This window comes from Burkholderia sp. 22PA0099, assembly GCF_047497165.1.
Classification (GTDB): domain Bacteria; phylum Pseudomonadota; class Gammaproteobacteria; order Burkholderiales; family Burkholderiaceae; genus Burkholderia.
In genome coordinates this window covers 1,007,929-1,021,592 of record NZ_CP163165.1, presented here as the reverse complement: position 1 = coordinate 1,021,592, position 13,664 = coordinate 1,007,929, and the positions used below count along the sequence as shown (strand labels likewise).

13 protein-coding genes are annotated in these 13,664 nt (G+C 65.7%); 5 read left to right on the top strand and 8 right to left on the bottom strand.

Annotation, left to right across the window (positions count from 1 at the left end; all coding sequences use genetic code 11):
• Nucleotides 1-99 precede the first annotated feature (99 nt).
• From ileS to dut, 4 genes are all read left to right on the top strand, one after another.
• Nucleotides 100-2,937: an isoleucine--tRNA ligase gene (gene ileS, locus AB4851_RS19865; RefSeq protein ID WP_414451162.1), complete on the top strand. Its 2,838-nt coding sequence runs from the start codon at nucleotides 100-102 to the stop codon at nucleotides 2,935-2,937.
• A 2-nt stretch (nucleotides 2,938-2,939) separates the two neighbouring features.
• Complete coding sequence (gene lspA / locus AB4851_RS19860) at nucleotides 2,940-3,443, top strand: signal peptidase II (protein WP_414442882.1); 504 nt, start codon at nucleotides 2,940-2,942, stop codon at nucleotides 3,441-3,443.
• 85 nt (nucleotides 3,444-3,528) lie between these two features.
• Entirely contained in the window at nucleotides 3,529-4,740 is a 1,212-nt protein-coding gene (gene coaBC, locus AB4851_RS19855; protein WP_414451161.1) for a bifunctional phosphopantothenoylcysteine decarboxylase/phosphopantothenate--cysteine ligase CoaBC, read from the top strand.
• 77 nt (nucleotides 4,741-4,817) lie between these two features.
• Nucleotides 4,818-5,264 carry a dUTP diphosphatase gene (gene dut / locus AB4851_RS19850; RefSeq protein WP_414451160.1) on the top strand — a complete coding sequence of 149 codons (447 nt, stop codon included), beginning with the start codon at nucleotides 4,818-4,820 and terminating at the stop codon, nucleotides 5,262-5,264.
• Nucleotides 5,265-5,279: 15 nt separating this feature from the next.
• On the opposite strand, the gene AB4851_RS19845 is transcribed toward dut, so the two are convergent.
• From AB4851_RS19845 to clpS, 3 genes are all read right to left on the bottom strand, one after another.
• Complete coding sequence (locus AB4851_RS19845) at nucleotides 5,280-5,717, bottom strand: hypothetical protein (RefSeq protein ID WP_414451159.1); 438 nt, start codon at nucleotides 5,715-5,717, stop codon at nucleotides 5,280-5,282.
• 193 nt (nucleotides 5,718-5,910) lie between these two features.
• Complete coding sequence (clpA, locus tag AB4851_RS19840) at nucleotides 5,911-8,211, bottom strand: ATP-dependent Clp protease ATP-binding subunit ClpA (RefSeq protein ID WP_414442886.1); 2,301 nt, start codon at nucleotides 8,209-8,211, stop codon at nucleotides 5,911-5,913.
• Nucleotides 8,208-8,522, bottom strand: a complete 315-nt coding sequence (gene clpS, locus AB4851_RS19835; RefSeq protein ID WP_414442887.1) for an ATP-dependent Clp protease adapter ClpS — start codon at nucleotides 8,520-8,522, stop codon at nucleotides 8,208-8,210. The genes clpA and clpS overlap by 4 nt, the downstream gene beginning before the upstream one ends.
• Nucleotides 8,523-9,051: 529 nt before the next feature.
• Here clpS and AB4851_RS19830 point away from each other — a divergent pair.
• The gene (locus AB4851_RS19830) at nucleotides 9,052-9,255 is read left to right on the top strand and encodes a cold-shock protein (RefSeq protein WP_206130780.1); all 204 of its coding nucleotides are present in this window, start codon (nucleotides 9,052-9,054) and stop codon (nucleotides 9,253-9,255) included.
• A 73-nt stretch (nucleotides 9,256-9,328) separates the two neighbouring features.
• On the opposite strand, the gene AB4851_RS19825 is transcribed toward AB4851_RS19830, so the two are convergent.
• From AB4851_RS19825 to AB4851_RS19805, 5 genes are all read right to left on the bottom strand, one after another.
• Nucleotides 9,329-10,942: a multicopper oxidase family protein gene (locus AB4851_RS19825; RefSeq protein ID WP_414451158.1), complete on the bottom strand. Its 1,614-nt coding sequence runs from the start codon at nucleotides 10,940-10,942 to the stop codon at nucleotides 9,329-9,331.
• Nucleotides 10,943-11,021: 79 nt separating this feature from the next.
• Entirely contained in the window at nucleotides 11,022-11,387 is a 366-nt protein-coding gene (locus AB4851_RS19820; protein WP_414442889.1) for a response regulator, read from the bottom strand.
• 20 nt (nucleotides 11,388-11,407) lie between these two features.
• A complete protein-coding gene (locus AB4851_RS19815; RefSeq protein ID WP_414451157.1) occupies nucleotides 11,408-12,370 on the bottom strand; it encodes a chemotaxis protein CheX in 963 nt (320 codons plus the stop codon).
• Nucleotides 12,371-12,396: 26 nt separating this feature from the next.
• Complete coding sequence (locus tag AB4851_RS19810; RefSeq protein WP_414451156.1) at nucleotides 12,397-12,924, bottom strand: hypothetical protein; 528 nt, start codon at nucleotides 12,922-12,924, stop codon at nucleotides 12,397-12,399.
• A complete protein-coding gene (locus AB4851_RS19805; RefSeq protein WP_414442892.1) occupies nucleotides 12,921-13,658 on the bottom strand; it encodes a methyl-accepting chemotaxis protein in 738 nt (245 codons plus the stop codon). The genes AB4851_RS19810 and AB4851_RS19805 overlap by 4 nt, the downstream gene beginning before the upstream one ends.
• Between the last annotated feature and the right edge of the window lie 6 nt (nucleotides 13,659-13,664).

The following is a 13,664-nucleotide window of genomic DNA, read 5'->3' as shown; positions in this document are numbered from 1 at the left end:
CCGGTTCGGGCGCCACCCGCGCCCGCCCCGCCGCCCCCGGTGCCCGTCCCCCGATTCACGACGCGCGAGCGTCCCCGAATAGAGATAGCGATTCCCGACATGAGCAACAAGAAAGCCGATTCGAAACCGCAGGCCAAATATCCGGTCAACCTGCTCGACACGCCGTTCCCGATGCGCGGCGACCTGCCCAAGCGCGAACCCCAATGGGTTCAGGACTGGGAAGACCGCAATGTCTACGAAACGATCCGCGCCGCCAGCGCCGGCCGTCCGAAGTTCATCATGCACGACGGCCCGCCCTATGCGAACGGCGACATCCACCTCGGCCACGCCGTCAACAAGATCCTGAAGGACATCGTCGTCAAGTCGCGCAACATGGCCGGCTTCGACGCGCCCTACGTGCCGGGCTGGGATTGCCACGGCATGCCGATCGAAATCCAGATCGAAAAGCAGTTCGGCAAATCGCTGCCGGCCGCCGAAGTGCAGAAGAAGGCGCGCGCCTACGCCACCGAGCAGATCGAGAAGCAGAAGCCCGGCTTCAAGCGGCTCGGCGTGCTCGGCGACTGGAAGAACCCGTACAAGACGATGAACTTCGCCAACGAAGCGGGCGAACTGCGCGCGCTCGGCAAGATCATGGAGAAGGGCTTCGTGTATCGCGGCCTGAAGCCGGTCAACTGGTGCTTCGATTGCGGCTCGGCGCTGGCCGAGGCGGAAGTCGAATACAAGGACCGCACCGATCCGACCATCGACGTGCTGTTCCCGTTCGCGGAGCCCGAGCTGACCGCGCAGGCGTTCGGCCTGGCCGCGCTGCCGCGCGCCGAAGGCGGCATCGTGATCTGGACCACCACGCCGTGGACCATGCCGGCCAACCAGGCGCTCAACGCGCACCCGGAAATCGTCTACGCGCTGGTCGACACGCCGCGCGGCCTGCTGATCCTGGCCGAAGAGCGCGTCGCGGCCTGCCTCGAAGCGTTCAAGCTGAGCGGCACGACGATCGCCACCGCGCCGGGCGCCAAGCTCGCCGGCCTGCGCTTCCATCACCCGCTGGCCGGCGCGCATCCGGGCTATCAGCGCACGGCGCCGATCTACCTCGGCGACTACGTCACGACCGACACCGGCACCGGCATCGTCCACTCGTCGCCCGCCTACGGCGTGGAAGATTTCATCTCGTGCAAGGCCCACGGCCTGACCGACGCCGACATCATCAACCCGGTGATGGGCGACGGCCGCTATATCGAATCGCTGCCGCTGTTCGGCGGCCTGGCGATCTGGGATGCGAACCCGAAGGTGGTCGAGGCGCTCGAGGCCGCGGGCACGCTGCTGCGCAGCGAGAAGTACACGCACAGCTACATGCACTGCTGGCGCCACAAGACGCCGATCATCTACCGCGCCACCTCGCAATGGTTCGCCGGCATGGATACGCCCCCGAACGACGGCGGCCGCACGCTGCGCGAAGTCGCGCTGCAAGGCGTGGAAGACACCGCGTTCTACCCGTCGTGGGGCAAGCAGCGCCTCTACAGCATGATCGCGAACCGCCCGGACTGGACGCTGTCGCGTCAGCGCCAGTGGGGCGTGCCGATGGCGTTCTTCGTCCACAAGGAAACCGGCGACCTGCATCCGCGCACGCTGGAGCTGCTGGAAGAAGTGGCCAAGCGCGTGGAAGTGGGCGGCATCGAGGCCTGGCAGGCGCTCGACGCACGCGAACTGATCGGCGACGAAGCCAACCTCTATGAAAAGAACCGCGACACGCTCGACGTCTGGTTCGATTCGGGCACGACGCACTGGCACGTGCTGCGCGGCTCGCACAAGGATTCGCTGCAATTCCCGGCCGACCTCTACCTCGAAGGCTCGGATCAGCACCGCGGCTGGTTCCATTCGTCGCTGCTGACGGCGTCGATGATCGACGGCCGCGCGCCGTACAAGGGCCTGCTCACGCACGGCTTCACGGTCGACGGCGAAGGCCGCAAGATGAGCAAGTCGCTCGGCAACGGCATCGATCCGCATGAAGTGTCGAACCGCCTCGGCGCGGAAATCGTGCGCCTGTGGATCGCCTCGACCGATTACTCGGGCGAACTGGCGATCTCGGAAGAAATCCTCAAGCGCGTGACGGAAGGCTATCGCCGCATCCGCAACACGCTGCGCTTCCTGCTCGCGAACCTGTCCGATTTCGACTACGCGAAGGATGCGGTGCCGGCCGCCGAGTGGCTCGAAATCGACCGCTATGCGATCGCCTTCTCCGCGCAGTTGCAAACCGAACTGCTCGGCTACTACGAGAAGTACGAGTTCCATCCGATCGTCGCCAAGCTGCAAACCTACTGCTCGGAAGACCTCGGCGGCTTCTACCTCGACGTGCTGAAGGACCGCCTCTACACCAGCGCGCCGGCGTCGCACGCCCGCCGCTCGGCGCAGACGGCGCTGTACCACATCACGCAGGGCCTGCTGCGCGTGCTCGCGCCGTTCCTCTCGTTCACGGCCGAGGAAGCCTGGAAGGTGTTCCAGCCGGCCAGCCAGACGATTTTCACGGAAACCTACTACGCTTACCCGGACATCGACGGCGCGGCGGCGCTGGTCGACAAGTGGACGCTGCTGCGCGCGGTGCGCGCGGACGTGACGAAGGCGCTCGAGGAAGCCCGCACGGCGAACCGGATCGGCTCGTCGCTGCAGGCCGAAGTGGAAATCCGCGCGAGCGGCGCACGTTACGACGCGCTCGCGAGCCTCGGCGACGACCTGAAGTTCGTGCTGATCACGTCGGCTGCCACGGTCGCGAAGGTCGAGGCGGAAGGCGACGAAGCCGTCAACGTGTCGGCCTCGTCGTACCAGAAGTGCGAGCGCTGCTGGCACTACCGCGAGGATGTCGGCGCGCATGCCGAGCACCCGACGCTGTGCGGCCGCTGCTTCTCCAACCTCTTTGAAAACGGCGAAACCCGGAGCGCTGCGTAATCATGGCAACGAAATCCTTGTCGAAATCCACCGGCGGCGCGCTCGCGCCCTGGCTCGGCATTTCGCTGATCGTCATCCTGTTCGATCAGCTCAGCAAGATCGCGGTGCTGAAGACCTTCAGCTATGGCTCGTTCCATACGCTGACGAGCTTCTTCGACCTGACGCTGATCTACAACCGCGGCGCGGCGTTCGGCTTCCTGTCGGCCGCCAGCGGCTGGCAGCGCTGGGCCTTCACGGCGCTCGGCATCGCCGCCACGCTGGTGATCTGCTATCTGCTGAAGCGCCATGGCCATCAGCGCCTGTTCAGCCTGTCGCTGGCGCTGATCCTCGGCGGCGCGCTCGGCAACGTGATCGACCGCCTGATGTACGGCCACGTGATCGACTTCCTCGATTTCCACGTCGGCCGCTGGCACTTTCCGGCGTTCAACCTGGCCGATTCGGCCATCACGATCGGCGCGATCCTGCTGATCTACGACGAACTGCGCCGCGTGCGCGGCACGCGTTGAGCGCCTGACGCAATGGCCGCGACAACGCGGTAAATTACGGGGCCGGGCCTTCGGGTGCCGGCCCGTTTCATTAGCGGAGGTCCCGTTGGAACATCAGGAACTCGCAGGAAAACATCTCGTTCTCGGCCTGACGGGCGGCATCGCCTGCTACAAGATCGCCGAGCTCACGCGCCTGCTGACCAAGGCCGGCGCGACCGTGCAGGTGGTAATGACCGAGGCCGCCGCCCAGTTCATCACGCCCGTCACGATGCAGGCGCTGTCGGGGCGGCCCGTCTACACGAGCCAGTGGGACGCGCGCGTCGACAACAACATGGCGCACATCGATCTGTCGCGCGAAGCCGACGCCATCGTGATCGCGCCCGCCTCCACCGATTTCCTCGCCAAGCTCGCGCACGGCTTCGCCGACGATCTGCTGTCGACGCTCTGCGTCGCGCGCGATTGTCCGCTGCTGGTGGTGCCGGCCATGAACCGCCAGATGTGGCAGAACCCGGCCACCCAGCGCAACGCGGCGCAACTGCGCGCCGACGGCGTGTCGGTGCTCGGCCCCGATTCGGGCGCCCAGGCCTGCGGCGAGATCGGCGACGGCCGCATGCTCGAACCGGAAGCGATCTACGAGGCGATCGTGTCGCACTTCCGGCCCAAGAAGCTCGCCCACAAGCGCGTGCTGATCACGGCCGGCCCGACGTTCGAGCCGCTCGATCCGGTGCGCGGGCTGACCAACCTGTCGAGCGGCAAGATGGGCTTCGCGCTCGCCCGCGCGGCCCAGCAGGCCGGTGCCGACGTGCACCTGATCGCCGGCCCCGTTCATCTGGCGACGCCGTGGGGTGTCTATCGCGAGGATGTGCAAACCGCGCAGCAGATGCACGATGCGGTCATGCATGCCGCCGCCGACGCCGACCTGTTCATCGCCGTGGCCGCCGTGGCCGACTGGCGCGTGGCGCAACCGGCCGAGCACAAGATCAAGAAGACCGCCGATCGCAAGATGCCGGTGCTCGAATTCGTCGAGAACCCCGATATCCTCGCGACCGTGGCGGCCCGGCCCGATGCGCCGTTCTGCGTCGGCTTCGCCGCCGAGAGCGGCGACCTCGACGTGCACGGCGAGGAAAAGCGACGCCGCAAGCAGGTGCCGCTCCTGATCGGCAATCTCGGCCCGCTGACGTTCGGCCGCGACGACAACGAAGTGGTGCTGTTCGAAGCGAGCGGCGCCACGCCTTTGCCGCGCGAGGCGAAAGCCACGCTGGCGCATACGCTGATCGACGAGATCGCCAGGCGCCTGCCCGACACCCGTCTGATCTGACGCTTCAGCGCCGGGCCGCCGCGCTTGCCGTGGCGGCCCGGCATTTCCTTTACCGACTCCTGCCCGCCATTCGCCGCATGAATCTCGACCTCAAAATCCTCGACGCGCGCATGCGCGAATATCTGCCGAACTACGCCACGCCGGGCAGCGCGGGCCTCGACCTGCGCGCCTGCCTCGATGCGCCCGTCGTGCTGAAGCCGGGCGACACCATTCTGGTGCCCACCGGCCTCGCGATCCACGTGGCGGACCCGGGCTACGCGGCGCTGATCCTGCCGCGCTCGGGCCTCGGCCACAAGCACGGCATCGTGCTCGGCAACCTGGTCGGCCTGATCGATTCGGATTACCAGGGGCAACTGATAGTGTCGACCTGGAACCGCGGCCAGACCGAATTCACGCTGAACCCGTTCGAGCGCCTCGCGCAGCTCGTGATCGTGCCGGTGGTGCAGGCTCGCTTCAACATCGTCGATGATTTCGCACAGAGCGAGCGCGGCGAAGGCGGCTTCGGCAGCACCGGCCGGCAATAAGGCCCGCCAACCCGGTCAGCGCACCCGGCGCAGTACGGCGTCCGGGTTCGCGTCGGCGACCTGACAGCCGCTGCGCGCCGCGATCACGAGGTCATGGCCGAGTTGACGCGCATCGAGCTCACACGGGCCGCCGGACCGATCGGCGCGCGAGAGCCGAGCCAGGTTCGGCTCGACTTCCTTGAGCCGCAGCAGCAAGCCGGTACGCCCACCTGGCGCGCGTGCGCTGCGATACGAATAGCTGACGCTGCCTTGCGAAATCGTCAGGTCGCGCCCGCCGGCGCTGCTGCGCCAGTGGCCATCCCAGGCGTGAGCGCCATGGCGTACCGGCGCACCGGCGTGCGCCACGCTCCAGGCCGGGCAGGCCAACAGCAACACGCCGAATGCGGCGGCCTCGAGGCGCCGCCACGCGGCACGATGTACTGCGGATCGCGCCGCCCCGGTTTGATTGGTCATTGCGTGCGGACGGAATCCGCGCCCCATTTCTCTCGACTGCCGCACCTCGCCGTTAGCGAGCGCGATCTGTTCTTGTGTGTGCGCCAAAACTGCCAACCTCCTTCTGCCTTCATCCGCACGCACGCACCGGCGCCGGACAAAATAAAACGGCGCGGGAAGCTCCCGCGCCGTTTGCTTCACGCGTTGCCGCGTGTCATTCCACTTCGACCGTTTCCTCGCTCGGCTTCGGCGGCTCCGCCGAATTGTCGAACGACAGTTGCACGACTTCCTTCTCGTCGACGTCGACCGTCACGCGGCCGCCGCTCACGAGCTTGCCGAACAGCAGTTCGTCGGCCAGCGCACGACGGATCGTGTCCTGAATCAGACGCTGCATCGGACGCGCACCCATCAGCGGATCGAAGCCGTTCTTCGCGAGATACTTGCGAAGCGCATCGGTGAACAACGCATCGACCTTCTTCTCGTGCAGTTGATCTTCCAACTGGATCAGGAACTTGTCGACCACGCGCATGATGATTTCCTCATCGAGCGAGCGGAAGCTGATCGTCGAGTCGAGACGGTTGCGGAATTCCGGCGTGAACAGACGCTTGATCTCGCCCATTTCGTCGCCGACTTCGCGCCGCGTCGTGAAGCCGATCGTGCCCTTCTGCATCGACTCGGCACCCGCGTTGGTCGTCATGATGATGATGACGTTGCGGAAATCCGCCTTGCGACCGTTGTTGTCGGTCAGCGTGCCGTGGTCCATCACCTGCAGCAGCACGTTGAAGATGTCCGGATGCGCCTTCTCGATTTCGTCGAGCAGCAGCACGCAATGCGGCTTCTTCGTGACGGCTTCGGTCAGCAAACCACCCTGGTCGAACCCGACATAGCCCGGCGGCGCGCCGATCAACCGGCTGACCGCATGACGCTCCATGTATTCCGACATGTCGAAACGGATCAGCTCGATGCCGAGCGTGAACGCGAGCTGCCGCGCCACTTCGGTCTTGCCGACGCCGGTCGGGCCGGAGAACAGGAACGAGCCGATCGGCTTGTCGAGCTTGCCGAGGCCGGCCCGTGCCATCTTGATCGCGGCGGCGAGCGCGTCGATCGCCGGATCCTGGCCGAACACGACGCTCTTCAGGTCACGATCGAGCGTTTGCAGCTTGCTGCGATCGTCCTGCGACACGCTTTGCGGCGGGACGCGGGCGATCTTCGAGATGATTTCCTCGATCTCCGACTTGCCGATCGTCTTCTTCTGCTTCGACTTCGGCAGGATGCGCTGCGCTGCGCCGGCTTCGTCGATCACGTCGATCGCCTTGTCGGGCAGATGGCGATCGGTGATGAAGCGTGCCGACAGTTCAGCGGCGGCCGACAGCGCACTCGACGAATACTTGACGCCGTGGTGCTCCTCGAAGCGCGACTTGAGCCCGCGAAGGATCGCGACGGTCTGCTCGACCGACGGCTCGTTGACGTCGACTTTCTGGAAACGCCGCGACAGCGCCGCATCCTTTTCGAAGATGCCGCGGTATTCCGTGAAGGTGGTCGCGCCCATGCACTTCAGGTTGCCCGACGACAACGCCGGCTTCAGCAGGTTCGACGCATCGAGCGTGCCGCCCGACGCGGCGCCCGCGCCGATCAGCGTGTGGATCTCGTCGATGAACAGGATCGCGTGCGGACGCTCCTTGAGCTCCTTGAGCACCGTCTTCAGACGCTGTTCGAAGTCGCCACGATATTTCGTGCCTGCCAGCAACGCGCCCATGTCGAGCGAGAACACCTGCGCGTTCGCGAGGATGTCCGGCACTTCGCCCCGCGTGATGCGCCAGGCCAGGCCCTCGGCGATCGCGGTCTTGCCGACGCCGGCCTCGCCGACCAGCAGCGGGTTGTTCTTGCGGCGACGACACAGCACCTGCACCACGCGCTCGACCTCGGTCTCGCGACCGATGAGCGGATCGATGCGACCGTCCTTCGCCAATTGGTTGAGGTTCTGCGTGAACTGCGCGAGCGGGGTTTCCTTCTGCGCGTTCGGATCTTCCGACTCGGGCGTGCCTTCGCCAGCCTTTGCCGCATCGCCGGCGTTGCCGGTTTTCGCGATACCGTGCGAAATGAAATTCACGACGTCGAGACGCGTCACGCCCTGCTGTTGCAGGTAGTAGACCGCGTGCGAATCCTTCTCGCCGAAGATCGCCACCAGCACGTTCGCGCCGGTCACTTCCTTCTTGCCGTTCGAGGTGGATTGCACATGCATGATCGCGCGCTGGATCACGCGCTGGAAACCGAGCGTCGGCTGGGTGTCGACGTCCTCGGTGCCCGGCACGGTAGGCGTGTTGTCATGGATGAAGTTGCGCAGGTTCTGGCGCAGGTCTTCGATGTTCGCCGCGCACGCTCGCAACACCTCGGCTGCGGTCGGGTTGTCGAGCAACGCGAGCAACAGGTGTTCGACCGTAATGAATTCATGCCGCGCCTGACGCGCTTCCATGAACGCCATGTGCAGGCTGACTTCCAATTCCTGGGCAATCATGCTTCCTCCATCACGCACTGCAGCGGATGCCCTGCCTGCCGCGCATGGGTAACGACTTGCTCAACTTTGGTCGACGCGATGTCTCGCGTATAGACCCCACATACCCCCCGCCCCTCGCGATGAACCTTGAGCATGATCTGCATCGCGGTCTCGCGATCCCTCTTGAAGTACTCCTGAACCACCATCACGACGAATTCCATCGGGGTGAAATCGTCGTTCAGCAGCACCACCTTGTACATCGAAGGCGGCTTCAGTTTCTGCTCATTGCGTTCCAGGACGGTGTTGTCCTGCTTGTCCGGGATAATCGCCATACACCCATTCTAAACAACTCGGACAGGCCCGCAATCCTGTCATAAACCAGCCTTGCGGCCGGCGCCGTTCTGCATGCATGCTCACCAGCTCGAACGCTGCGCACGCTACGAAAACCGGCTCGCGGCGCCGGCCTCCGATCGTGGCCGCGACGCCGGAAATGCTCCGTGTCGCAACGCGTGGATCGAGTATCCCATATTCCCGGAAAGCTCGACGGGCTGTCGTCCGGTTCTGGTATATGGGCCGATTATGGGGCTTTTCAAGCACCTTCGCTTGGCACCCGTATGACACTGCAAAGCGGGATAAACCCTGAAGATGGGTTCTTTACAACGACCCCCAAACCGCCGACAAATTCCCCTTGACACTCAAATAAAGAGCGCCAACAATCAAGCTGGCACTTTTTTCAATCCGTCTTATTCGACGATAAAAAAAGGCCGAGGTGAGCTTGTGAGGGGGGAACGGCTGTATTTTCCGGTCGTTTAGCTTTTCGAGCGTGCTCGTGGTAACGACTGAGTGACAGGGGAAGTAGGCATGGCAACTGGTATCGTCAAATGGTTCAACGACGCGAAAGGCTTCGGTTTCATTACGCCCGATGAAGGCGGCGAAGATCTGTTTGCACATTTCTCGGCTATCACCATGGCGGGTTTCAAGACCCTCAAGGAAGGCCAGAAAGTGAGCTTTGATGTGGTTCAAGGCCCGAAGGGCAAGCAAGCTTCGAATATTCAGGCAGCCTGAGCGCAGTACTGAATTCGACAAAAACCCGGCTCCAAGCCGGGTTTTTTTTGCTCTGTCGTTCCCGCGCCTGCGCTCACACCACCCGCAGCGTGCCCATCATGCCGAGATCCTCGTGCTCGAGGATATGGCAATGGAACATGCGATCACCGGCCTCGTGCTGGACGGTCGCGATGCGCACCGTCTCGCCCTTGCGCACGTTGACCGTGTCGCGCCAGGCCCGATACGGCTCCGCCGTGCGCCGGCCGCGATAATCGCGCTCCAGCACCTGGAACTGCGTGCCGTGCAGATGAAACGGGTGATCCATGTCGGTAGTGTTCGCGATCGACCACAGTTCGACGTCGCCGCGGCGGCTCGTCAGCGTGGCGCGATGCGGCGCGAATACCTGGCCGTTCACCATGAAGCGCATCCCGGCCGGCCGCTGCCCCGGCGCCGAACCCATCATCGCGTCCATGTCCATCGCCTCGCCGAACGTGACCGTCTTGCGCGCCACCGGCCGGCCAAGCGGCGGCACCGCACGCAGCATGCCCGGCACGGCGCGCGCGGCGGCCGGCACGAAGCTCACGTCGGCCAGCGGCAGCGGCGGATCGGCCGGAAGGGACGCATCGTCGTCGTCCGACATGGCCATTGCCATCTTGCTGCGGTCGTAGCTGTCGGCGCGCAGCACGGCCTGCCCGGCGTGATCGCCGGCGCGCACCAGCAGCTCGGCGCGCTCGCCCGGCGCCAGCACCAGCGATGTCATGCGGCGCGGCTGCTCGAACAGGCCGCCATCGGTGCCGACCTGCTCGAAGCTGCGGCCGTCGTCGAACGCGAGGTTCAGGTAGCGCGCGCTGCAGGCGTTCCACACGCGCCAGCGCTCGTCCTGCGCGACCTCGATGCGCGGCCGGCGTGCGCCGTTCAGCAACGCGAACTGGCCTTCGCGGCCGTTCATCCAGTCCATCATGTCATCGGGCACGATCGTGCCGTCGCGCGCCAGCTTCAGATCGGAAACAAATAGATGCCGCTCCGGCCAGCCGGCCAGCGGATCGTCGGCCGCGCGCACCACGATGGGGCCGGCGAGGCCGCGAAACACCTGCTCGGCCGTGAAATTGTGCGGATGCGGGTGATACCAGTAGGTGCCCGCGCTGCCTTTCGGCAACGTGAACCGATAGGTGCGCGAGGCACCCGGCTCGATCAGCGCAAGCGGGTTGCCGTCCTGATCGGGTGGCACCGGCAGGCCGTGCCAATGCATCGTGGTCGGCTGCGGCAAACGGTTGACCACGCGGATCTCCACCGCATCGCCTTCCTGCAGCGCGATCAGCGGGCCGGCGACGGCGCCTTCGGCGGCATCGCCGTAGAGCCACATCGGCGTGGGTTGCGCGCCGGGCAGCAGTTGGCGCGCAACCGGCTGCGCCACCAGCGTGGCCTGGAACCGGCCCGGCGTGCTGCTTTCGTTCGCGAGCACGCGCAGCGGCGCGAGCGGCGCGCCGGCCGGCAGCGCATCGGCGGCGGCCAGCGTCATGTCGGGCATCGGCGCGGCCGGTGCGGAGGCCGCCGCGTCGTGCATGCCGGCCATGCCGGACATATCGTCCTGCATGCCCTTCATCCCCGGCATGCCGTGCATGGCATGCGACTGCGCGAGCGCCGCGCGCGCGAAGGCCAGCGCGGCCGCAGCCCCGAACGCGTGACGAAGAAATTGCCTGCGTAGCATCGATCGAATCCCGAATCAGCGAAGCGATGACGATACACCAGCGGCGCACCGTGCGAGCGGCACGGTGCGCATTCCGCACTCAGCTCGCGAGCTTGCGGAACGTGTCGAGCACGGCCTCGCCGCGAAACGGCTTGACGATCCAGCCGCGCACGCCGGCGGCCTTGCCGCGTTCCTTCATCGCCGGGCTGCTTTCGGTCGTCAGCATCACGACGTTGACGGCCGCGTTGCCCAGCTCGCTGCGGATCTTCTCGACCATCGTCAGGCCGTCCATGTTCGGCATGTTCACGTCGCTGACCACGAGCTTGATGCCCGGGCTCGTCTTCAGCTTCGCGAGGCCGTCCTTGCCGTCCACCGCCGTATCCACTTCCAGCCCGTTCTTGCGCAGGAAGCCCGCGACTTCGTCGCGCACCGTGCTCGAATCATCCACCACCAGAATCTTTGCCATGTCAGTTATCCGTTTGTCACTTAAAACCAGTCGAGTTCACCCGCTTCAACCATTTCGCCCACCGCCTGCGCATGGTCGTCGAACGATTCCGGCGACCATTGCAGGCTGAACACGAAACGCTGATGGATCGTTACGGTGCGGCCCGACGCTTCGTCCGTCACCTGATACTGGAAGCACAGCTGCGGGTTTTCGGACCCGAACGAGATGTACTTCTGCTTGTGGTTGATCAGCAGCGGCACCTGCACGTTGCTGGCCGAGGGCACCGCCGCGCTGCCGAGGAAGCGATCCTTGAACGCGCCCCACACGAGGTTCGTCAGCTCGCCGAGCACGCCGTTCAGGTCGCGGAAATCGGGCTCGCGCTCGCCCGGGTTCATCGCGGCGACGAAGTCGAGCATCGGCTGCTCGTCAGCCTGCATCATCATGTAGCCGCGGCACCACGCGCTCTCCAGCGGGATCAGGCTGAACACCTCGCCGTAGATGATGTTGTCGCGCACGATGCACGGCGTTTCGCATTCGATCGTCATGCCGCGGAAGATCGTGCCGAGGCGCGATTCCGTGATCTCCTCGATGCCGCGCACCAGCGCGTTCGGGTAGGCCAGGCTGAACAGGTATTCGTCGATGGCGCGACGCAGCGGTTCGAGATCGGGCAACGCGAAGCTCGCGCAGGCCACCCGCTTGAATGCTTCGGGCAACGCATCTTCGCTGCTGCCGTCGGCGCGACGCACGATGATCGGCAGCTCCGGGCGCAGCGCGTCGATCTGCGCGGCCACGGCGGCGGCTTCCTCGTTCGAGCCGCCGTAGTCGGCGGCCAGCAGCACCGCGCCGAGGTCGATGTTCGAGCGCAGCACCTTCAGCAGGCGGTTGCGGCGCGCCTTCAGCCCGACGAGATGATGCTCGTCGCAGAACTGCCGGATCGCGTCCATGTGAACGTCGCTGTCGTCGAGCACCAGCACCTTGCTGACGGGCGTATCGTGGGTCGTCATCACTTCTCCTGCCGGTTATCCGTTCATCAAAACATTTCGAGTTCGCCCACGCCCTCGTCGACATCGCGCACGTCGGCGACGAAATCGACCGGCGCGTTCGCACACACGCACAGCGTGGCGGAGAGCCACACGCTGCCGCCGACCGTCAGGTCGTAGGCAGCCAGGTAATCCGGCTTCAGTTCGGCGAGATGCCCGGCGCTCGCACCGTTCAGGCGGTACGGCGTCGACATCCCGAGGTCGGGAAAATGCTCGACGAGCGCCTGGTTGACGGCCCCGCAACACAGGTTCGCCACCTCCAGGAACGCCTCGCGCAGCGAACGCTGCGGCGTCGAACCGGTGTAGAACGCACGCGTCGCGTCGTCGTCGCGGTAATGCAGCAACAGCAGCAGGCGGAACTTCACCGACGAAATCGTCAGCACCACGGCCTCGACGCCACGCGATGTATCGGGCTTCTCGCGCGCGCTTATTTCGCAGGACGAACCATTGGTGAGACGCCCGCGCGCCGCGCTGAAGAAGATGCGCTCGAAGCTCTCGATCGCGCCGGCACCGATCACGCCGCGCTCCGTTCGAGTTGGCCGCGCAACTGCGTCGCCAGCGCATCGACGTTGCCGAGCGAGGCGGTGATCATCTTGCCGCCGGCCTGGATGTCCTGGAACGTCGCGGTGGTCACGAGGTCGTTGCGGTTCAGGCTGTCCTGGTAGCTCTTGGACAACTCCTGCGAGCGCGAGGCCAGCGATCGCACCTCGCTCGCCACGATCGAGAAGCCACGCCCGGCCGTGCCGGCGCGCGCCGCCTCGATCGACGCATTCAGCGACACGATCAGCACGTGCGCGACGATCGACGACAGCTCGTGATTCTTCGCGTGCATGTCCTGGTTCTGCGTCATCAACGAGGCCATCTGCTCATGCCAGCGCTCGAACGTGCCGGTCAGGCCGCGCAGCCGCGCCGCCTCGCCGGCGATCCGCTCGGCCAGCGCCGCGCTCGCGTCGCGCTCGCCCACGGCGGCGGCCAGCGCGGTGCGCACCTCGGCGATCTGCGACGATGCCTCCTCCAGCGATTCGGCCAGCGACTGCTCGCGCGCGGCCGCGCCGTCTTCGGCCTCGGCGCTGCGGCGCGTCCAGTCGGCGTCGAGCGCGTCGGCGCGCGCCAGCGCCGCGTCACGCTCGGCGGCGAAGCCTTGCGCCGCCGAGCGCGCCTGCACGAGGCGGCCACGCAGCACCACCGCCGCCACGCTCGCCGCCACGGCGACGAGCGCGCACACGGCCACCAGAATTCCTGCTTGCATCATCGACAT

Bases quoted from the DNA above. Each gene is read 5' to 3' on its own strand.
- ileS (WP_414451162.1), top strand. From the start codon at position 100: ATGAGCAACAAGAAAGCCGATTCGAAACCGCAGGCCAAATATCCGGTC.
- lspA (WP_414442882.1), top strand. From the start codon at position 2,940: ATGGCAACGAAATCCTTGTCGAAATCCACCGGCGGCGCGCTCGCGCCC.
- dut (WP_414451160.1), top strand. From the start codon at position 4,818: ATGAATCTCGACCTCAAAATCCTCGACGCGCGCATGCGCGAATATCTG.
- AB4851_RS19845 (WP_414451159.1), bottom strand. From the start codon at position 5,717: ATGACCAATCAAACCGGGGCGGCGCGATCCGCAGTACATCGTGCCGCG.
- clpA (WP_414442886.1), bottom strand. From the start codon at position 8,211: ATGATTGCCCAGGAATTGGAAGTCAGCCTGCACATGGCGTTCATGGAA.
- clpS (WP_414442887.1), bottom strand. From the start codon at position 8,522: ATGGCGATTATCCCGGACAAGCAGGACAACACCGTCCTGGAACGCAAT.
- AB4851_RS19830 (WP_206130780.1), top strand. From the start codon at position 9,052: ATGGCAACTGGTATCGTCAAATGGTTCAACGACGCGAAAGGCTTCGGT.
- AB4851_RS19825 (WP_414451158.1), bottom strand. From the start codon at position 10,942: ATGCTACGCAGGCAATTTCTTCGTCACGCGTTCGGGGCTGCGGCCGCG.
- AB4851_RS19820 (WP_414442889.1), bottom strand. From the start codon at position 11,387: ATGGCAAAGATTCTGGTGGTGGATGATTCGAGCACGGTGCGCGACGAA.
- AB4851_RS19815 (WP_414451157.1), bottom strand. From the start codon at position 12,370: ATGACGACCCACGATACGCCCGTCAGCAAGGTGCTGGTGCTCGACGAC.
- AB4851_RS19805 (WP_414442892.1), bottom strand. From the start codon at position 13,658: ATGATGCAAGCAGGAATTCTGGTGGCCGTGTGCGCGCTCGTCGCCGTG.